The 16,937-nt window shown below is 32.1% G+C and carries 24 protein-coding genes; 19 read left to right on the top strand and 5 right to left on the bottom strand.

All coding sequences use genetic code 11. The annotated features are described in order from the left end of the window. Nucleotides 1-138: 138 nt before the first annotated feature. From AC1Q8L_RS15625 to AC1Q8L_RS15615, 3 genes are all read left to right on the top strand, one after another. A complete protein-coding gene (locus AC1Q8L_RS15625; RefSeq protein WP_061660937.1) occupies nucleotides 139-507 on the top strand; it encodes a DUF4180 domain-containing protein in 369 nt (122 codons plus the stop codon). A gap of 117 nt (nucleotides 508-624) precedes the next feature. Next, nucleotides 625-1,128, top strand: a complete 504-nt coding sequence (locus tag AC1Q8L_RS15620; protein WP_001058859.1) for a MepB family protein — start codon at nucleotides 625-627, stop codon at nucleotides 1,126-1,128. A 190-nt stretch (nucleotides 1,129-1,318) separates the two neighbouring features. Next, nucleotides 1,319-2,086, top strand: a complete 768-nt coding sequence (locus AC1Q8L_RS15615) for an arylamine N-acetyltransferase family protein (RefSeq protein WP_097821825.1) — start codon at nucleotides 1,319-1,321, stop codon at nucleotides 2,084-2,086. 20 nt (nucleotides 2,087-2,106) lie between these two features. Here the strand turns inward: AC1Q8L_RS15615 and AC1Q8L_RS15610 are convergent, their stop codons facing one another. Further along, a complete protein-coding gene (locus tag AC1Q8L_RS15610) occupies nucleotides 2,107-2,289 on the bottom strand; it encodes a hypothetical protein (protein ID WP_001147158.1) in 183 nt (60 codons plus the stop codon). Between the two features lie 143 nt (nucleotides 2,290-2,432). On the opposite strand from AC1Q8L_RS15610, the gene AC1Q8L_RS15605 reads away from it, so the two are divergent. The 4 genes from AC1Q8L_RS15605 to AC1Q8L_RS15590 all read left to right on the top strand — a co-directional run bounded on the left by AC1Q8L_RS15605 (nucleotide 2,433) and on the right by AC1Q8L_RS15590 (nucleotide 6,003). Further along, the gene (locus AC1Q8L_RS15605) at nucleotides 2,433-3,086 is read left to right on the top strand and encodes a YdeI/OmpD-associated family protein (RefSeq protein ID WP_000110844.1); all 654 of its coding nucleotides are present in this window, start codon (nucleotides 2,433-2,435) and stop codon (nucleotides 3,084-3,086) included. A 126-nt stretch (nucleotides 3,087-3,212) separates the two neighbouring features. Further along, a complete protein-coding gene (locus tag AC1Q8L_RS15600) occupies nucleotides 3,213-4,328 on the top strand; it encodes an NAD(P)/FAD-dependent oxidoreductase (protein ID WP_000844382.1) in 1,116 nt (371 codons plus the stop codon). A gap of 216 nt (nucleotides 4,329-4,544) precedes the next feature. After that, nucleotides 4,545-4,985 carry an NUDIX hydrolase gene (locus AC1Q8L_RS15595; protein WP_001202588.1) on the top strand — a complete coding sequence of 147 codons (441 nt, stop codon included), beginning with the start codon at nucleotides 4,545-4,547 and terminating at the stop codon, nucleotides 4,983-4,985. A 358-nt stretch (nucleotides 4,986-5,343) separates the two neighbouring features. Next, nucleotides 5,344-6,003 (top strand): protein kinase family protein, encoded by a 660-nt coding sequence (locus AC1Q8L_RS15590; RefSeq protein ID WP_097846080.1) that lies wholly within the window; start codon nucleotides 5,344-5,346, stop codon nucleotides 6,001-6,003. 189 nt (nucleotides 6,004-6,192) lie between these two features. On the opposite strand, the gene AC1Q8L_RS15585 is transcribed toward AC1Q8L_RS15590, so the two are convergent. After that, the gene (locus tag AC1Q8L_RS15585) at nucleotides 6,193-6,372 is read right to left on the bottom strand and encodes a hypothetical protein (RefSeq protein ID WP_000026312.1); all 180 of its coding nucleotides are present in this window, start codon (nucleotides 6,370-6,372) and stop codon (nucleotides 6,193-6,195) included. Between the two features lie 91 nt (nucleotides 6,373-6,463). Then, complete coding sequence (locus tag AC1Q8L_RS15580; RefSeq protein ID WP_000587696.1) at nucleotides 6,464-6,721, bottom strand: hypothetical protein; 258 nt, start codon at nucleotides 6,719-6,721, stop codon at nucleotides 6,464-6,466. A gap of 135 nt (nucleotides 6,722-6,856) precedes the next feature. Between AC1Q8L_RS15580 and AC1Q8L_RS15575 the strand changes: the two genes are divergently transcribed. The 4 genes from AC1Q8L_RS15575 to AC1Q8L_RS15560 all read left to right on the top strand — a co-directional run bounded on the left by AC1Q8L_RS15575 (nucleotide 6,857) and on the right by AC1Q8L_RS15560 (nucleotide 10,106). After that, nucleotides 6,857-8,287 carry a PQQ-dependent sugar dehydrogenase gene (locus AC1Q8L_RS15575; RefSeq protein WP_000169996.1) on the top strand — a complete coding sequence of 477 codons (1,431 nt, stop codon included), beginning with the start codon at nucleotides 6,857-6,859 and terminating at the stop codon, nucleotides 8,285-8,287. A 192-nt stretch (nucleotides 8,288-8,479) separates the two neighbouring features. Continuing rightward, the gene (locus AC1Q8L_RS15570; RefSeq protein ID WP_001079228.1) at nucleotides 8,480-9,052 is read left to right on the top strand and encodes a hypothetical protein; all 573 of its coding nucleotides are present in this window, start codon (nucleotides 8,480-8,482) and stop codon (nucleotides 9,050-9,052) included. Between the two features lie 32 nt (nucleotides 9,053-9,084). Further along, nucleotides 9,085-9,648, top strand: coding sequence for a GNAT family N-acetyltransferase (locus tag AC1Q8L_RS15565; protein ID WP_000185959.1), 564 nt, complete (start codon nucleotides 9,085-9,087; stop codon nucleotides 9,646-9,648). Nucleotides 9,649-9,725: 77 nt separating this feature from the next. Further along, a complete protein-coding gene (locus AC1Q8L_RS15560; protein WP_001048947.1) occupies nucleotides 9,726-10,106 on the top strand; it encodes a nucleotide excision repair endonuclease in 381 nt (126 codons plus the stop codon). A gap of 57 nt (nucleotides 10,107-10,163) precedes the next feature. Here the strand turns inward: AC1Q8L_RS15560 and AC1Q8L_RS15555 are convergent, their stop codons facing one another. Beyond that, nucleotides 10,164-10,370 (bottom strand): hypothetical protein, encoded by a 207-nt coding sequence (locus AC1Q8L_RS15555; protein WP_000265470.1) that lies wholly within the window; start codon nucleotides 10,368-10,370, stop codon nucleotides 10,164-10,166. 132 nt (nucleotides 10,371-10,502) lie between these two features. Here AC1Q8L_RS15555 and AC1Q8L_RS15550 point away from each other — a divergent pair, with 132 nt between their 5' ends. The 5 genes from AC1Q8L_RS15550 to AC1Q8L_RS15530 all read left to right on the top strand — a co-directional run bounded on the left by AC1Q8L_RS15550 (nucleotide 10,503) and on the right by AC1Q8L_RS15530 (nucleotide 14,291). Then, a complete protein-coding gene (locus AC1Q8L_RS15550) occupies nucleotides 10,503-11,282 on the top strand; it encodes an undecaprenyl-diphosphate phosphatase (RefSeq protein WP_001104274.1) in 780 nt (259 codons plus the stop codon). Between the two features lie 82 nt (nucleotides 11,283-11,364). Further along, a complete protein-coding gene (locus AC1Q8L_RS15545) occupies nucleotides 11,365-12,684 on the top strand; it encodes an FAD-dependent monooxygenase (protein ID WP_000482039.1) in 1,320 nt (439 codons plus the stop codon). A 66-nt stretch (nucleotides 12,685-12,750) separates the two neighbouring features. Then, complete coding sequence (locus tag AC1Q8L_RS15540; protein ID WP_000409243.1) at nucleotides 12,751-13,278, top strand: GNAT family N-acetyltransferase; 528 nt, start codon at nucleotides 12,751-12,753, stop codon at nucleotides 13,276-13,278. Nucleotides 13,279-13,294: 16 nt separating this feature from the next. Beyond that, nucleotides 13,295-13,816, top strand: a complete 522-nt coding sequence (locus AC1Q8L_RS15535; RefSeq protein ID WP_000999062.1) for a YfiT family bacillithiol transferase — start codon at nucleotides 13,295-13,297, stop codon at nucleotides 13,814-13,816. Nucleotide 13,817: 1 nt separating this feature from the next. Further along, nucleotides 13,818-14,291, top strand: coding sequence for a GNAT family N-acetyltransferase (locus AC1Q8L_RS15530; RefSeq protein WP_000406643.1), 474 nt, complete (start codon nucleotides 13,818-13,820; stop codon nucleotides 14,289-14,291). A gap of 119 nt (nucleotides 14,292-14,410) precedes the next feature. Here the strand turns inward: AC1Q8L_RS15530 and AC1Q8L_RS15525 are convergent, their stop codons facing one another. Further along, complete coding sequence (locus tag AC1Q8L_RS15525; protein ID WP_098311765.1) at nucleotides 14,411-14,788, bottom strand: PH domain-containing protein; 378 nt, start codon at nucleotides 14,786-14,788, stop codon at nucleotides 14,411-14,413. A 179-nt stretch (nucleotides 14,789-14,967) separates the two neighbouring features. Here AC1Q8L_RS15525 and AC1Q8L_RS15520 point away from each other — a divergent pair, with 179 nt between their 5' ends. From AC1Q8L_RS15520 to AC1Q8L_RS15510, 3 genes are all read left to right on the top strand, one after another. Then, nucleotides 14,968-15,819, top strand: a complete 852-nt coding sequence (locus AC1Q8L_RS15520; protein ID WP_000789260.1) for a patatin-like phospholipase family protein — start codon at nucleotides 14,968-14,970, stop codon at nucleotides 15,817-15,819. Between the two features lie 12 nt (nucleotides 15,820-15,831). Beyond that, nucleotides 15,832-16,203, top strand: a complete 372-nt coding sequence (locus AC1Q8L_RS15515; RefSeq protein ID WP_000765936.1) for a YxiJ-like family protein — start codon at nucleotides 15,832-15,834, stop codon at nucleotides 16,201-16,203. A gap of 281 nt (nucleotides 16,204-16,484) precedes the next feature. Beyond that, a complete protein-coding gene (locus tag AC1Q8L_RS15510) occupies nucleotides 16,485-16,850 on the top strand; it encodes a hypothetical protein (RefSeq protein WP_000800305.1) in 366 nt (121 codons plus the stop codon). The last annotated feature ends 87 nt before the right edge of the window (nucleotides 16,851-16,937 follow it).

Here is a 16,937-nt window from a genome sequence, read left to right as displayed (position 1 = left end):
ATTATTAATTTCATTGACCGTATTAGTAATAAAAAATAGAGGCGATTTTAATAGCTGTGGCTAATTTAATCTATGATTAATACGAAGTTTTGTAAAACAATTTTACTCATACTGTGTAAATTATAAAGGGGTGGGACTATGGAAATAAAGAAAGTAGTAATCGATGGAATCAATATTGCGCTCATTAGAAACGATAAGGTATTAATATCGGATGTTCAGTCTGCATTAGATACTATGGCAACAGTTCAATATGAGGTAGATGCGAAACATATTATTATCCATAAATCTTTAATAAGTGAAGATTTCTTTGACCTAAAAACACGGCTTGCGGGTGATATCCTTCAAAAGTTTATAAACTACAAGGTAAAGATTGCTATTGTTGGAGATTTCTCTATGTATACTAGTAAAAGCTTAAAGGATTTTATTTATGAATGTAATAAAGGGAATGACATTTTTTACTTAGCAACTGAACAACAAGCAATTGAAAAACTAAGTACATTAAAGTAATAATTATATCCTGCTAAATTCCCCCATTTCTCTTAGTTCATAATTATATACGATATAGAAGAACTGATGTTTGTGGTAAACTAAGAGATGAATAAAGGGGGAGTTTTTTTGAACAATTTGAACAATTTTAATAATATAATCCAAAATTTAAATAATATAGTTTACAAACCTAACAACTTAATTATTACGAATCTAAAAGAAGAAAAGCAAAACGCAGAATATGCCGGATGTTTATTCCACTTAAATAACAAAACCATTCGTTTTAGAAAATCAAAAGTTACTCCTAATAAAATTGGGCAATTTGTTTCTTTTTGGGAGAAAGATGAAAATATGCGAAATAGAGCTTTCTCTTATGAAGCTGCTCCTGATTTATTAGTAATCACTTGTATTGCTGATAATAAACTAGGGCAATTTATTTTTCCTAAAGAGATTCTTCTTAAAGAAAAAATATTGAGAACACCAAGTCAAACAGGGAAAATGGCAATGAGAATTTATCCTGTTTGGGATACCACTGTTAGCAATCAAGCTAAAAAGAGCCAAACGTGGCAACTTCAATATTTTGTTGATTTAAGTGATATTATTAATTTGCCTATAGATAAACTATTAAATTTATATTCGTAGCTTTTGATTTGCCCCAAAAAGAAGTAATTACAGAAAAGACATTTGTAATGACGCCTTCTATTAATTTACCTCGTGAATCGTAATTTTTGTACCGGTACAGTTAAATGAAATGTACATTGTTACAGTGCCCCTTAAAATTTACAATCAGCATATATTATTTTAACTTATAAATTTTTAAGGGGTGCTAAATATGACAAGTTTACAAGATCAGCTTTTCACAAGATTAAATCTTAAAAAACGTAATGATGTAACGTTTGAAGAATTACCTACCATACTCTTTTCGTTTGCGCATACTATACCATTTGAGAATTTAGATGTTATAGCACGAAATACGAATCAAATCTCTCCGGAAAACTTGCGAGAGAAAATTTTAACTAGTTCCCGTGGTGGACTTTGCTACGAATTAAACACTCTTTTTTACTATTTTTTAAGAGACTGTGGCTATGATGTACAACTGGCATTAGGTACGGTTTATAAAAACGATATAAATGCATGGGCACTTGAGGATGGCCATATAACAATTATTTTAACTTATAATAATGTACAGTATTTAATTGATGTAGGTATAGCTTCGTTAGTACCTCTTGTTCCTGTACCTTTTACTGGTGAATCTGTTTCTTCAAAAAATGGTTCGTACCGGGTGAGACAAAAAGCTACGAGTAGAGGAAATTATGTTTTAGAAAGAAAAGATGCTGCTGGAGAATGGAAAGTTTGTCATGCTTTTTATAAACATATTATTGATGAGATAGTAGTAAATGATGTTCAAAGAAGAGTGATAGAAGATGAGAAGTCTATTTTTAATAAGGGACCAATTGCAGTAAAGTTGACGAACTCTGGCCATATTTCATTAACGAATACAAGTTTAACCGAAATTATTCATGGGGAAAAAACTAAGCGTGAAATTACAGAAGATCAATATAAAGAGTTTTTATATACTTTATTTGCTATTAAGTTATGAATAATAAAGATAGCCGGTTCTTATTCAGAAGCGGCTATCTTTATTATTTTTGGTGTAAATGGTTTTCTTCTAATATGTTTCGGAAACTGCGGTATAGTTAATGTTTTTAATGTTTCCTCAGCTTCTTCATATGTATGAAAAATTGGTTCTTTTCCATCATCCCCTTGTAAAACTAGCCCTTCATCTCGGATTACATATGGCATAAAACCACCCCATCTAGTAAAGAATTATGTTCTTTTGCAGCAGAATAATATGATTTAAAGTTTGATTTTCTTAATACATAGAATACACTAGAACAGTACGAAAAAGTATGTACAATGAATTTTGAATGTAAAGGAAGATTATTATGTCAGTTATTGATAAATTGAAACTTAATAAGTATACAAATATGGTCGTTATTAACGAACCAAGTGATTATGACATTTTTACAGGTAAAGAAACTGCATTCTCAAAAGAACACGATGCTATCTTTATATTTGTAGAAACGCTTGATGAAATGGTGAAACAAACGAATTTTATTATTAGTAATGAAGAATTACTAATTGAAAAAGGTTACGTATTCTTCGCATATCCGAAAAAAGGTAATGCTCGTTATAGTACGTTTATTCACCGTGATGAGATGTTTCCGGCATTAAACGTTGGAGAAGATGGTTATGTGGGAGAAAGCGATATTAAATTTGCACGAATGGTAAGTATGGATGAAGTCTTTACTGTTGTTGGTTTAAAACGTGAAAAGAAAAAAACAACAAAAACATCTGCTATGAGTCAATGTGTTGCCGATTATGCAGATCGAATTAAAGATGTTGAAGCATTATTAGCTAATCATCCGAATGAACTTAAGTTTTATCAAAGTTTAACGCCTGGATATCAGAAAGATTGGGCACGTAATCTTTTTTCTGTAAAACAAGAAAAAACACGTGAAAAACGTCTAGAGAAAATGATAGAGATCCTTTCACAAGGCTATAAAACAATTGAATTATTCCGTAAGAAGAAAAAATAATGATTAAGAAAGTCACAATGCTGCAACAATTAATTGTGATGAGTGCATTGAAAAAAGCATTCCTTCCATTATACTAAGGAATGTTCTTATATTTATATAATTAGCAAAAGAGAAAAGGTGTTTGAAATGAAATCGTATATTGTAGTTGGATCTGGAATTTTAGGAGCGTCTACTGCTTATCATCTTGCTAAGGCAGGTGCGAATGTTACTATCGTGGATCGCCAACAATTAGGGCAAGCAACTGATGCAGGAGCAGGTATTGTATGTCCATGGCTATCACAGCGTCGTAATAAAGCATGGTATAAAATCGTTAAAGGCGGTGCACGTTACTATTCTTCGTTAATTCAGCAATTAGAAGAAGACGGTGAAACTGACACAGGATATAATCGTGTAGGTGCAATTAGTTTACATACTGACGAAAAAAAGTTAGATCAAATGGAAGAGCGAGCTTATAAACGACGTGAAGATGCCCCAGAGATTGGTGAAATAACTCGCTTATCAGCTGAAGAAACAAAAAAATTATTCCCAGCATTATCAGACGAATATAGTTCTGTTCATATTAGTGGTGCTGCACGAGTGAATGGAAGATTATTACGCAATGCATTAATAAGTGCTGCGAAAAAACATGGTGCAACTTTTATAAAAGGCGATGCCATATTAGTCCGTGAAGGAAATCATATTACTGGAGTTACAGTAAACGATGAAACAATTTTAGCAGAAAAGGTTATTGTAACTGCAGGCGCATGGGCGAATGAAATCTTGAACCCATTAGGAATTAATTTCTTAGTTACATTCCAAAAAGGACAAATTGTTCATCTGCAAATTGAAAATACAGCAACAGAAAATATGCCAGTTGTTATGCCACCGAACGATCAATATATTTTAACGTTTGACAATGGTCATGTCGTAATTGGTGCAACACATGAGAATGATACTGGTTTCGATCATCGTGTAACAGCAGGTGGTTTACATGAAGTATTCCATAAGGCATTAGCAGTTGCACCTGGCTTAGAAAATGCTACAATGCTTGAAACGAGAGTTGGATTCAGACCATTCACACCAGGATTCTTACCTGTTATCGGGCCACTACCTAACTTTGAAGGAATTCTCGTTGCGAATGGATTAGGGGCTTCGGGTTTAACAGCTGGTCCATACTTAGGAGCGGAACTTGCTAAACTAGCGCTCGGACAACCGATTGAATTAGATTTAAATGATTATGACGTTGCTGGCGCAATTGAATAATATGGAGTACTGCTAACATTTATGAAAAACCATGCTAAACAAATTCGACAGAGAATAAGTAGTTTTTCCTCTGTTAAGAGTAAGCCTGTTTATGAAAAATAAAATTATTTAAAAATAGAGGGCCGACATTATAAACCTGCATTAATAATGTAGAATTGTGATGTCGGCTCTTTATTCATATTGATTTAAAACTTATTTTCGAGAGGAGGTTAAGTAATGAGAGCGCCATATCAAGTATTGATATTTCCTTATATAAAAACTGCCGATTCTATTCAATATGCCATTTTTAACCGAAGTGATTATGGTTATTGGCAAGGAATAGCTGGTGGCGGAGAAGACGGCGAGATTCCTATTGAATCAGCAAAACGGGAAGCATTTGAAGAGGCTGGTATTACAAGAGAATGTCCATATATACAATTAGATTCTGTGTCTTCACTATCAGTAGAAGATGTAGTTGGAGGATTCCTTTGGGGAGAAGAGGTTTATGTAATAAAAGAATTTTCTTTTGGAGTTAAAGTCCCTACAAAAAACATATCATTATCTAAAGAACACTTCAATTATAAATGGTTATGCTTTGAGGAAGCAGTAACGTTTTTGAAATGGGATAGCAACAAAACAGCATTGTGGGAATTAAACAAAAGACTATTAAAACAATAAAAGTTTTTGCTAACAAAAATAGTTGTGGAAGAAGAATTGAACCATTAACAAACCCTTGCTACACTTCTAAACAATGTTTTATAGATTTTGCATGGGTAATGAACGAAGAGAACTTGCACTAAGAAAAGCCCTATACAGTTGACTCTGAAAAAATGAAAATAGTTAGAAATATTTTTATATCGTACGGTTTTTGGCTATGAATAACGGAATAAATATTAAGTATTCAACAGTTTAAATAAAATGAGTTAGCTTTTTATTTTAAGAAGAAAGATGACTCGTTTTATGCTAAAATTCGCTTAGTGTATATTTTCGTTAAAATGTGGGTGGGCCCCCTTTTAGCAAAACCGGAGTGGAAATGATGAGTATAAATAGTTTTGTGGGATTGATAAAGGACGAATTATTAAAAGAGGTAAGTATAAGAAGTGAGGATGAATTCGAGCCTGTAGTAGTTAAAGATATTCCTAGACTTTGGAAGTGTTTAGGAACAGGTAATTATGCCGCAGTATTCATGCACAAAGAATACAAAGATTGGGTAGTGAAAGTTTACGTGCGAGAAGGAGAAGGAATTGAAAAAGAGTCAGAAGTATACCGAAGAATTGGAGATCATCCTTCTTATTCAAAGCTTATATATAAAGGAGAAAATTTCATAGTATTGAAACGTTTAAAAGAAATTACCTTATACGATGCTATTCATAAGGGAATTAAAATTCCTAAGCAAGTAATACTTGATATCAATGAGGCTTTAGAGTATGCGAGGGAACAAGGGTTAACTCCTTGTGATGTTCACGGGAAAAATGTGATGATGGAAAAAGGAAGGGGATATGTAGTCGATGTATCTGATTTCTTAAAAACCAAAGAAGATAGTAAGTGGAGAGACCTAGAAAAGGCATATTTCACCTTTTATTTTCCTTTCATTTATAAATTGCCTTTCCCCGTTAAAATACCGTATTTTATGTTAAACATTGTTAGACGTTCGTACAGAAAATATAAGAAGCTTAAAAAGAAATTCAAATTATAAAAGGACCACATATGTTCCCAAAAACGAGTTGAATTCACATAAATTACTGTAGAAAAATTTAAATTTTTGTTTAGGGGCTACTTCAAGACCTTAGCTTGCTGGGCATATGGTGCTACCTCAAAATATAAAAAGATTAGGAGTGAATCCTAATCTTTTTATTTATACATATTTTTGTTATGAATATCACTATCAATTCCAAAACGGGATATTTTGAATAAATGAAACCGTCAAAATAAGTGTTGATACGGAACCAGCAGTTACTAAAGTTACTATTTTTCGTCCATTCTGTTCTTTTGAAGGTTTTATAAGTTCTGTAATTAACACAATCCATATTATGATAGAGATTATTGAAATAATATTTATAGACATATGTAACACATCCCTTCTTGTTTTCACATAAATATTTCTTCTTTTATAAAATAAAAGCAATTTAACAAGAAAATATGTAACGCATTACAAATCAATATTTTCCTGTTAAACCACCTTTTTTAAATAGAAATACGACTGATAAAACGATAACAACAGCCTTCAAACTTCCCCAATATGGATAAATAGCATGATCTGTTAGACTAGCATATTGAAAAATATTCTCTAAACCGAAAATTCCTATCATGACTGCTAAAATGAATGAAGCTGATCCATACGTCCCGTTATGATAGAGGGTAAATAAATAGACTGCGAAAATTAGTGGTAAGATGATTTGTAGTACGATTATCATAGTTCGTACCCCATATTATTTATAATTATATTATATACAAAATTGTAATAAAAAGGAATACGACTTATTTGATACTAACAGAACTACTCTAATCATATTCTTCTATAAAAAGAAGAAAAAGGGGTGTACAGTTAATTGACAAAAGTTAAAGTTAGTTTACGACCCATTGTTCATAATATAAATTTACCAACCGTATTGAAAACAACAATACTTCCAGGCGAATCGACCGAAAGACTATTTATCGCAACCCAATTAGGAGAGATTTTTTACATAGGGAATGGAGTTATAAAGATATTTTTAGATATTCGTCACCTAATTATTAAATTAGGTACATTTGAAGAAGGTGTTTCTAGTAGCGGTTATGATGAACGCGGATTGCTAGGACTTGCGTTCCATCCACAATTTTATCAAAATAGGTTATTTTATCTACATTATTCAGTAGCCGGAACTCAAGGGCCAGGTGCACTTTCTGAACAATTTAAACCTAATCCTTGTGACCCTAAAACATTAAATTTAAAGTGGGTTAATAGAAATACGCAATATGATCACATTGATACTGTGGAAGAATGGACTTTACAACCTAATGGTCAAGCTCAAAAGCGACGAACATTACTGAATGTAAGAAGACCATTTTTTAATCATAACGGAGTCAATAGTTTAAACTTTTCACCTGAGACTGGAAAACTTGTTTTTACAAATGGAGATGGCGGATCAGGTTATGATCCATTTAACTTAAGCCAAGATGATTTAGAAATAGCAGGTAAAATAATTGAAATCGATGTAAGTAAAAATACATTTATAAATAACCCTCCTGTAGTTACACGCTTCGATGAACTTCCTTTATCTATACAAGAAACACTTACAGTAATTGCAAAAGGAGTACGTAATATAACTGGCATTTCATTTCAAAGGTTTTATAATCAATATATCAAATACGCCGGAAATGTCGGACAAGATATTGTAGAGTCTATTTTTTCATTTGTTCAATATAAACCTATACCGGTTACAGAACTTGTTCAAATGCATTTTATGAGGCTCACTCCCAATCAAGATGGGTTTATCAATTTTGGTTGGAGAGGATGGGAAGGGGATTTACCTACTTCTTTTATACGGCATTGTTCCGAAAATCAGACTTTGGATGAAAGAACAATGACTTATTATGATGAAACAATACAAACTTCAGCGAGGCGTATTCTGCCTCTACTTAGTTATTTTCATCAAGATTCCAGACCCGATAAGTTTGGAGGAACTTCCCTTACAGGAGTTCAGCCATATATGGGAAATGCAATTCCAAATTTAACAGGTAGCGTAGTGTTTACTGACCTTGCTAAGAAAGAAGATTCTCGACCGCCAGTTAAAGGTGTTTTAGCCTATACTAGAGCAGGTACAGACGGTAAACATGCTGACTTTCATGCTATTGAAACCAATTATGATTTTGGTACGCAAGCAGCTTATTATATGAGTTTAGGAACAAATTTGAATCAAACTAAATTATATTTAGGAGTTTACGGTTCTATGAAAGTAACTGATTTTAATAAAGGTACCATTTTTGAAATTATCCCTTAATACGATACAAATTATCAGTCTAAAAATATAATATAAGGAATTCATTCTGTCCACAAAACGCACGACTTAACTTCTCCCCCTAAAAATCTTCAATGTATGAGCATCTATTAACTTGCAGAAAGTAACTCATAAACCGTATGTGTACGAATAATATAGAAAGTAATGAATGAGGTGTCTTTAGGGGGGATTTTAATGAATCGGTTTGTACGTTATTGGTATCAACTGATGATAGAGCATGATATAAGCTTTGTTCATAAAAGAAAATTGTCCCTTGCGAATAAGTTAGTACTTACAGCTTTGATGAGTGCATTAGCCACCATGTTTCAAGCAGCGGGTAACTTAGTTCCTGGTATAGGTTTGCTCATTAGTCCATTTTCGACATTACCGATTTTTTTTGCTATTTTCTATTCTATTCGTGAGGGAATACTTTCTTATATTCTTACTATTTTTCTATTATTTATTATTGAGCCAAGTGAACTAATTATCTTTCCTTTTACTACAGGCTTATTAGGTCTAGCCTTAGGACTAGCCTTTTTAAAATTTAAGAGGAGAATTTGGATTGTTTCCTTTTCTGCGACTTGTCTACTTATAGGGATTATGATCGTTCTCGATGTTTTCCGTTTTCCGGTACTTGGTCCTACTGTTCATACAACTATGGACATAAAAATTATTTTATTAATATTTATACTGAGCTTTCTATATTGCTGGATTTATGCAGGTTTTTGCAGAATAATGATGAATAGATTATGTAAAGTGTTGTATTGACAATGGCATAATGAAGATTGGAGAATGTATTCATGACTAACGTTGCAGTTAGAAGACCGAATTTGAATGATGTAGATGAACTATATTTATTTTTCCGTATCGTTATTACGAATACATACAAAAATGAAGGATTATCACAACTATTGGATGACATAGAAAATGAAATTAACATGAAAAAGCAATATTTGAAAACAGATTTTGATAGTAATGGAGAAAAACGTTACTTTTTATTAGCAATTGATACAAATAACAATAAAATCATTGGAACAATTGAAGTTGGTCCAGCGAGTACATTGATTAATAGTTGTACAGGTGGTGTACTTAAGGATTTGTATGAAATAGGAACTGTATTTATACTTCCAGAGTATCAAAGAAAGGGTATCGGGAGTTTACTGCTACATACAATGTTTCTTACGTTACTTAGCAGAGGAATAACAGAATTCTGTTTAGATAGTGGATACAGAAAAGCGCAAAGTATATGGACAAAGAAGTTTGGAGAGCCTAGTTATGTACTGAAAGATTATTGGGGAGAATCAAGTGATCATATGATTTGGAAGAAGAGTTTACATGATACACCTATAATATTTGAATTATAAAATGAAATATACCTATGAACGTAGCTTTTCTTACATATGTATGCTATTATTTATCTTTATAATAAAAGAGGACGTGAATGAACTTGATTAAAATTAGTATCCCTGAAGTTGATGTTACAATTACTGAACGTAAACAAGTTATTAAAGGAGACGAGCCAATCATTACTCCAATTAATGGATTTATTGATTTCCACTTGTTCCCTAGAGATAAAGGCGGCATTTTTATGTTTTACAATATTAATGACGAACTACTTTTCGTAGGTAAAGCTCGTAAAATTAGACAACGTATTAAGAAGCATTTTGAAGATAATGTTTCACCAATTAAAAATCACCGTGATGAAGTATACCGCATTGATGCATGTATCGTAGAAGATCCAACAGAAAGAGAAATTTACGAAACATATATCATTAATGAATACAAAGCGAAATATAACGTTGATAAAGTATTCTACAAATAATCAACATTAATAAAAAACAATCCTAGCTAATATGCCAGGATTGTTTTTTATTTAGATTTATTCTTCATATCTTTCTCCTTTTTTCAAATGATTAGCCACAATAAAACAGAATATCCCTATAAATATAAGTACAATACCAAGCGTTTTATGTTTTCCCTCAAAGAAAGGAATATCTGAAATAACATTTGTCATACATAGTCCTAAAAATACAAGGATAGGGCCCATCCAAAGTAATACATTACCGAATTTTGTGTGCTTCCACATAATAACCCTCCTTAATTCTCTTTACATATATATCCATAAAAGAAAAGTAAATTCATAGAGAAATATAGTTTTTTTCATATCGAAAATTTAACCCTCATATATTGGTACAAGCAAAAGAGAAAGGAGACCATCATGAATTGGTTAGAAGCTTTCATATTAGGTATAATTCAAGGTTTAACAGAATTTTTACCAATCAGTAGTACCGGACATCTTTATTTAGGAAGGCATTTATTTCAATTAGATGAAGCAGGCTTATTTTTAGATACGATGTTGCATATTGGGACTTTACTTGCAGTGTTTATTTATTACAAAAAAGAATTTATATATTTAATTAAAAACCCATTTTCAAAGCTCATGTTATTACTTATTGTTGGGACGATACCTGCAGTTGTTATTGGTTTATTGTTTAAAGACTTCTTTGAAGATATTTCAAAAACAGGAATCACGATCGGTTGGGAGTTTTTAGTGACTGGATTCTTTCTCTACATGGCAGATAAACAAAAAAATGGTCGTAAAAAAATGGATGACATAACATATAAAGACGCACTAATTATCGGGTCATTTCAAGCGGCTGCTATTTTTCCAGCCATTTCTCGTTCTGGAATGACAATTGTCGCTGCATTATGGAGAAAATTAGACCGTGAAACTGCTGCTTACTTTTCTTTTTTACTTTCGACACCAGCCATTGTTGGAGCTATCATTTTGCAATTTGTAGACGTTTTTCAAGGGAAAGCAGAATCTATTTCTAGTACATCTTTAATTGTCGGAACGTTATCAGCAGCGTTTTTTGGATACATAGCCGTTTCATGGATGATTCAATATTTAAAACGTCACTCCTTAAAAGTATTCGCGTATTACGTATGGGGATTAGGTATTTTAATTTTAACTTTGCAATTTACTGATGTATTTTAAGTATAATGATAAAGAAGTTAATTAGTTTAAGATCCTGTTTCATTCATACAAGGCAGGATCTCTTTTTATTAAGGGGGAAAATATGTTTAATAAGGCTATCGTTATTGGTGGAAGTATGGCAGGAAAGTTTGCAGCAAAAGCATTATCAACTTTTTTTAAAGAAGTAATCATTTTAGAAGTCGGTGAAAAATGGGATGGAAAAGCTTCAAGAAAAAGAGTTCCACAAAGTAATCATCCTCACGTGTTATTAAAAGGTGGAGAAAAAGCAATTGAAGAATTGTTTCCTACTATTACGAATGAATTAATAGAAGCGGGTAGTATTATAAACAACTTTACACGTGATTTGAAATGGCATCAATTCGGTCTATGGAAACAACCGTTCATAGGGGAAGTACATATGATTCAACAAAGTCGTCCTTTACTAGAATGGCATATTCAAAAACGAATACATCAGATTTCAAATATTACTATTAAATATGAAACATTGGTTAAAGGGTTATTGGTAGATGAAAAGCTTAACAAAGTGTGTGGAGTAAAAGTTAAATATTTAGAGACAGACATACAAGAAGAAGTTCATGCAGACCTTGTAGTTGATGCGAGTGGATTTGGCTCAAAAAGTATAGAGTGGTTACGAGAATACGAAATTGAAGTACAAGAAGAGAAAGTTCGTATTGATTTATTTTACGCAACGAAAATGTTCAAACTTAAAGAAAATGAGAAATTAGACTGTTGCAATGTGCTAATGTCTCCGAGTTTCCCTGATAACCCTTATGGCGTTCTTATTCAAACGATAGAAGATAATCGTTATTTTGTTACTTTCAGTGGATACGCAAACGAGAAAGCACCACAAACAGATGATGAGTTTTATGATTTTGCTGAAAACCTATCAATTTCTAATGTTACAGACTTCCTAAACAAGGCTGAGGGAATTACTGATATAAAGACATACAAAATTCCTTATCAAGTACGCCGGCGATTTGATTTAGTGAATAATGTACCAGAAGGCTTATTAGTTGTTGGAGATGCGCAATGTCGTTTTGATCCCGTTTTCGGCCAAGGCGTATCAGTTGCTGCTATGGAAGCTCACCAGTTGCAATTACTTCTGCAAGGTAGAAAACAACTTGATAAAACATTTACACAACAATTTTATAAAAAGGCAGCTAATATAATAGAAACCCCATGGGATATGACAACAACGGAAATATCACGTCATCCGCAACTAAAGAGAGAATTAACTACAAAACAAAAATTTCAGCTATGGTATACGAAACAAATATATCGACTATCCGCAAGTAATTCTGATGTTTATATTCGGTTAGTACGAGTGATGAATTTAATTCGTAGTCCATTTCATCTTTTTCATCCGAAAGTGCTACTATCTGTATTACTTAATCGAAAGTAATAGCAGGAATATAATTGATTAAAAAAGAATGTATAACAGTTAGTAAATCTAGAAGGAGAATACGGGATGGAAATATACATAGAGCAACTAAAGAAACAAGATGCTAAGGATTTATTTACGTTTGAACTTACGAATAAATCTTTTTTTGAAACAATGGTACCAAATCGTGGCTCAAAATATTTTGAATTTGAATATTTCCAAAAACTACTAGACGATTTATTAATAGAACAAGCAGATGGAGATTCTTATTTTTATTTAATTCGTAATGAAGAAAAAGAAATTGTAGGGCGAATTAATTTAGTAGATATAGATACGGAAACTCGAATTAGTTCTCTAGGGTATCGGGTCGGAGAAAAATTTACTAAAAAAGGAGTTGCTACAGCAGCCGTAAAATTAATTTTAGATGTAGCGAAAAATAATGAAATTACTGAAGTTCATGCTAAAACAACTACTAATAATCTCGCATCACAAATTGTACTAGAAAAAAGCGGATTTTCTTCTTATCAAAACGAATCAGATATAACATCTGTAGAATTAAATGGAGAACATGTGAAGTTTGTACACTATATTTGGAGAAATACTTCGCGCTTATAATAAGGAGGACTTATTCATGAATGATTTACGTTATCCAATTGGCCAATTTACATACAAACGTCCTATAACTGAAGAAATGATTGATACATGGATTCAAGAAATTGAAGATTTACCTCATGAACTAACAAAGGCAATTAAAGATTTAGATCAGAAGCAGTTAGATACACCATATCGCGTTGGAGGGTGGACTGTCCGTCAAGTTGTTCATCACGTTGTTGATAGCCATATGAATAGCTACATACGCTTTAAATTAGCACTGACAGAAAAGAATCCAACTATTAAACCGTATAAAGAAGAGAAGTGGGCAGAGTTACCCGATTCAAAATTACCGGTAGATGTTTCACTAGTAATGCTAGATTCATTACATAAAAGATGGGTTAACCTTTTATATTCTCTAGAAATTGAAGATTTAGAAAAGACATTTAACCATCCTGAAACTGGTGAAACAAAACTTGCTGTTGCAATAGGACTATACGCATGGCATGGTCGTCATCATACCGCTCATATTACCTCGTTAAGAAAGCGACTTAATTGGTAACATGGAGATTACATTAGAGAAGGCGACAGAAAGTGATGCAGAAGTTATATTTCAAATGCAAATAGACTCATTTAGCCCTTTATTACATAAATATAAAGACTATGAAACAAATCCAGCAAATGAAACTATCGAAAAAACTATTTGTAGAATAAATCATGTAGACGGTGGCTTCTATAAAATAATAGTGGCAATGAATCTTGTTGGAGCGATATGCATTTCACAAAAAGAAACACCCTCTAAATTTTGGATCAGTCCAATGTTTATTCACCCGAGTTATCAAGGAAAAGGAATTGCCCAAAAGGTACTTACATTAATTGAGGAAATGTTTCCTGAAGCAACGAGCTGGGAACTTGCTACTATTTTAGAAGAAGAGAAAAATTGTTTTTTGTATGAAAAGATGGAGTATAAAAGAACAGAAGTTATAAAGAAATTAAATGATGAAACTACACTTATTTATTACAAAAAAGAAAGGTAAAGCATATAAAATACGCTTTACCTTTTTATGTTATTTTAGATTAAATATACAAAAATAATGTATGTTCTTCCAAAATACTCGGGTTAGTAATTTTAAAAATGAATAAAAATACAAAACCACTACTTGGTCGTAAAGGTTACTAACGCTTGTTGAATGCTTAAAATACTATCGTCACCTTTAAATTCTTTCGTAATTGGATCCTCCATACTAGACACCCAAATTTTAAGTTCTGCATCTAAATCAAAATGTCCAGCCGTTTCGATGCTATATTGTGTAATACTTTTATAAGGAATAGAATGGTATTCTGTTTTTTTGCCAGTTACTCCTTGTTTATCTACTAAAATAAGACGACGATTTGTAAATACGATTAGATCACGAATTAATTTATAAGCATGCTCTACTTTTTCATCGTCTAGCATAATATTCTCTAAATCACGTTCTACACTTTCAGAACTCGTATTTGATGCATTTCCTAAAATACCGCTAAATAAACCCATATTAAATTCCTCCTTTAATATATGTGGAATGAATTACTTATATTGTAACATGTTACTCACAAAGATATTATGACATTACTTTAGTAGTTTCTGGTTATTGTTGTAATTAGTTTATATAACCTCATCTTAAAATCTTATGCTAATATGAAATTAAGAAAAAAGAAGCAGAGGGATATAGCATGAAGAATATAGGTTTAGTATTAGAAGGCGGAGGAATGAAAGGTTTATATACTGCAGGTGTACTCGAATATTTCATGGAAAAGAACTTATTCTTTCCGTATGTAGTCGGCGTATCAGCAGGAGCCTGTATGGGAGCAACTTATTTATCACGTCAAAAAGGGAGAAATAAGAAAGTAAATACAGAGCTAGTAGCAGATCACCGTTATATATCTTATCGAAATTTGATTCGAAAACGCGAATTATTCGGAATGGATTTTTTATTTGATGAAGTACCTAATAAAATTGTACCATTTGATTTTCAAACTTTCTTAAAATGTAATGAACAGTTTGTCATAGGGACGACTGATTGCGAATCAGGACAAGCCATTTATTATAATAAAGCAGAACACGGAAATGATATTTTAAAAATCATTCGCGCCTCAAGCTCTGTGCCGTTTATAGCACCTGCTGTAGAATATAATAATCGAAAATTATTAGATGGAGGGATTATAGACCCTATACCAGTTTTGAAAGCCCAAAAGGATGGTTATGAAAAGAACGTTGTCATTATGACAAAGCCAGAAGGATATGAGAAGCAGCGAAATAAATTTTCAGGCCTGGCTAAAATTTTATATAGAAAATATCCGAAAATCGCAGAGAATTTAGTAGACCATTATCGTTTTTATAATGAGACGATATCTTATATGAATCGAGAAGAACAAAAAGATAATTTTTATGTAATTCAACCAAGTGTACAGCTTCCTATAAGCGGAATAGAAAGAAATAAGGAAAAGCTCGTTAATCTATATAATCTTGGGTATATCGATGCTCAATATCATTATGAAAACTTATTAAATTGGATAGAGAAATAAAGGGGTGGAAAGTTGAAGTTAGGAAAACGAATTATTTTTAAGGAATTGCAGAAAATGCATAGTCCACTTCATAAACCGTTTCCTTATCGTGCTACAGCAAAATTGCAGCGAGATTTAAAAAGTAAATTTACCGAAGATGACTGTATAAACGCTGATTTTAATCATTATTGGATGCATACAGCAGCTACTTTAAATTCTGTACTAAATGGAAACGAACAGAACATTACGTTTCAACAAATAAAGTGGTTAAGAAAATCGTTTTTCGAGTGGTTTCCGCAATATCGTTTTCTAGAAACAGAAATTGTGAATTATCCCATTTTGTATAGAGATTTCATAAGTTATGAGAAGACCAGAAAGCTATTACTTTATTACCTTACTGAATAAAAGCGAAAACGTACAGGTTACATTACTTGTACGTTTTTTTGTTCATAAAACATTCAATATTAACAACTAGTTTATATAGGAATTCTAATGAGAAGAAAGAAGTACATATAATAGAATGATGCAGGGGAGGAGAGAGGAATAGCTGTTTTACTTTAAGTTATTGTCCAACTCGAATACAGTTAGTTATTTATGTTAAAATATTTCGAGTGAAATCAAGCTTTTAAGGATTTCATTAAACATTAAACAAAACAAGTTAGCAACATAGAAGGGATAACATTAACATGAAAAACGTATCAAATATAGATAAAGTAGAATCAATAAAATCTTTACAGTCAACAATTAGTAAACTTGAAAATGCCTTATCACAGATGACTCAAAAAGGATCAAATACTACTTTAGTGAAAAAAAGACTCAAAGCAGCTAGTATCGGCTTAGCTATGTTAGAAAGTGTTTGGAAGCAAGAAACTCATCATTATACTCAGGAAGATTTAGCAGAAGCTCGTAATGTTCTAATTGGTTTGCTTCCATCAATTGAAAAGATTTACGTTAAGTCAAAGCTTGGGAGTCCTCAAAGAACGCTTTTAGAAAGAAGAATAAAATCATTAGAACTTTCTATTCAGGCAATTGATTATTTTTCTAATAAATAACTTCGCTAAACAAATAACTTACGACTACTTTTATATAGGGATTCTAATGAAAAAAACTACATATAGAATACTACAAAGGATGAAGAG

It is taken from the genome of Bacillus sp. GW823-FHT06A11, from assembly GCF_058795355.1.
The sequence above is the reverse complement of the archived record's forward strand: the minus strand, read 5'-3'. Positions and strand labels throughout refer to the sequence as shown.

Excerpts from the sequence above, each read along its gene's own strand:
- AC1Q8L_RS15625 (WP_061660937.1), top strand. The coding sequence starts at position 139 with ATGGAAATAAAGAAAGTAGTAATCGATGGAATCAATATTGCGCTCATT.
- AC1Q8L_RS15615 (WP_097821825.1), top strand. The coding sequence starts at position 1,319 with ATGACAAGTTTACAAGATCAGCTTTTCACAAGATTAAATCTTAAAAAA.
- AC1Q8L_RS15610 (WP_001147158.1), bottom strand. The coding sequence starts at position 2,289 with ATGCCATATGTAATCCGAGATGAAGGGCTAGTTTTACAAGGGGATGAT.
- AC1Q8L_RS15605 (WP_000110844.1), top strand. The coding sequence starts at position 2,433 with ATGTCAGTTATTGATAAATTGAAACTTAATAAGTATACAAATATGGTC.
- AC1Q8L_RS15600 (WP_000844382.1), top strand. The coding sequence starts at position 3,213 with ATGAAATCGTATATTGTAGTTGGATCTGGAATTTTAGGAGCGTCTACT.
- AC1Q8L_RS15595 (WP_001202588.1), top strand. The coding sequence starts at position 4,545 with ATGAGAGCGCCATATCAAGTATTGATATTTCCTTATATAAAAACTGCC.
- AC1Q8L_RS15590 (WP_097846080.1), top strand. The coding sequence starts at position 5,344 with ATGAGTATAAATAGTTTTGTGGGATTGATAAAGGACGAATTATTAAAA.
- AC1Q8L_RS15585 (WP_000026312.1), bottom strand. The coding sequence starts at position 6,372 with ATGTCTATAAATATTATTTCAATAATCTCTATCATAATATGGATTGTG.
- AC1Q8L_RS15580 (WP_000587696.1), bottom strand. The coding sequence starts at position 6,721 with ATGATAATCGTACTACAAATCATCTTACCACTAATTTTCGCAGTCTAT.
- AC1Q8L_RS15570 (WP_001079228.1), top strand. The coding sequence starts at position 8,480 with ATGAATCGGTTTGTACGTTATTGGTATCAACTGATGATAGAGCATGAT.
- AC1Q8L_RS15565 (WP_000185959.1), top strand. The coding sequence starts at position 9,085 with ATGACTAACGTTGCAGTTAGAAGACCGAATTTGAATGATGTAGATGAA.
- AC1Q8L_RS15560 (WP_001048947.1), top strand. The coding sequence starts at position 9,726 with ATGAACTTGATTAAAATTAGTATCCCTGAAGTTGATGTTACAATTACT.
- AC1Q8L_RS15555 (WP_000265470.1), bottom strand. The coding sequence starts at position 10,370 with ATGTGGAAGCACACAAAATTCGGTAATGTATTACTTTGGATGGGCCCT.
- AC1Q8L_RS15550 (WP_001104274.1), top strand. The coding sequence starts at position 10,503 with ATGAATTGGTTAGAAGCTTTCATATTAGGTATAATTCAAGGTTTAACA.
- AC1Q8L_RS15545 (WP_000482039.1), top strand. The coding sequence starts at position 11,365 with ATGTTTAATAAGGCTATCGTTATTGGTGGAAGTATGGCAGGAAAGTTT.
- AC1Q8L_RS15540 (WP_000409243.1), top strand. The coding sequence starts at position 12,751 with ATGGAAATATACATAGAGCAACTAAAGAAACAAGATGCTAAGGATTTA.
- AC1Q8L_RS15535 (WP_000999062.1), top strand. The coding sequence starts at position 13,295 with ATGAATGATTTACGTTATCCAATTGGCCAATTTACATACAAACGTCCT.
- AC1Q8L_RS15530 (WP_000406643.1), top strand. The coding sequence starts at position 13,818 with ATGGAGATTACATTAGAGAAGGCGACAGAAAGTGATGCAGAAGTTATA.
- AC1Q8L_RS15525 (WP_098311765.1), bottom strand. The coding sequence starts at position 14,788 with ATGGGTTTATTTAGCGGTATTTTAGGAAATGCATCAAATACGAGTTCT.
- AC1Q8L_RS15520 (WP_000789260.1), top strand. The coding sequence starts at position 14,968 with ATGAAGAATATAGGTTTAGTATTAGAAGGCGGAGGAATGAAAGGTTTA.
- AC1Q8L_RS15510 (WP_000800305.1), top strand. The coding sequence starts at position 16,485 with ATGAAAAACGTATCAAATATAGATAAAGTAGAATCAATAAAATCTTTA.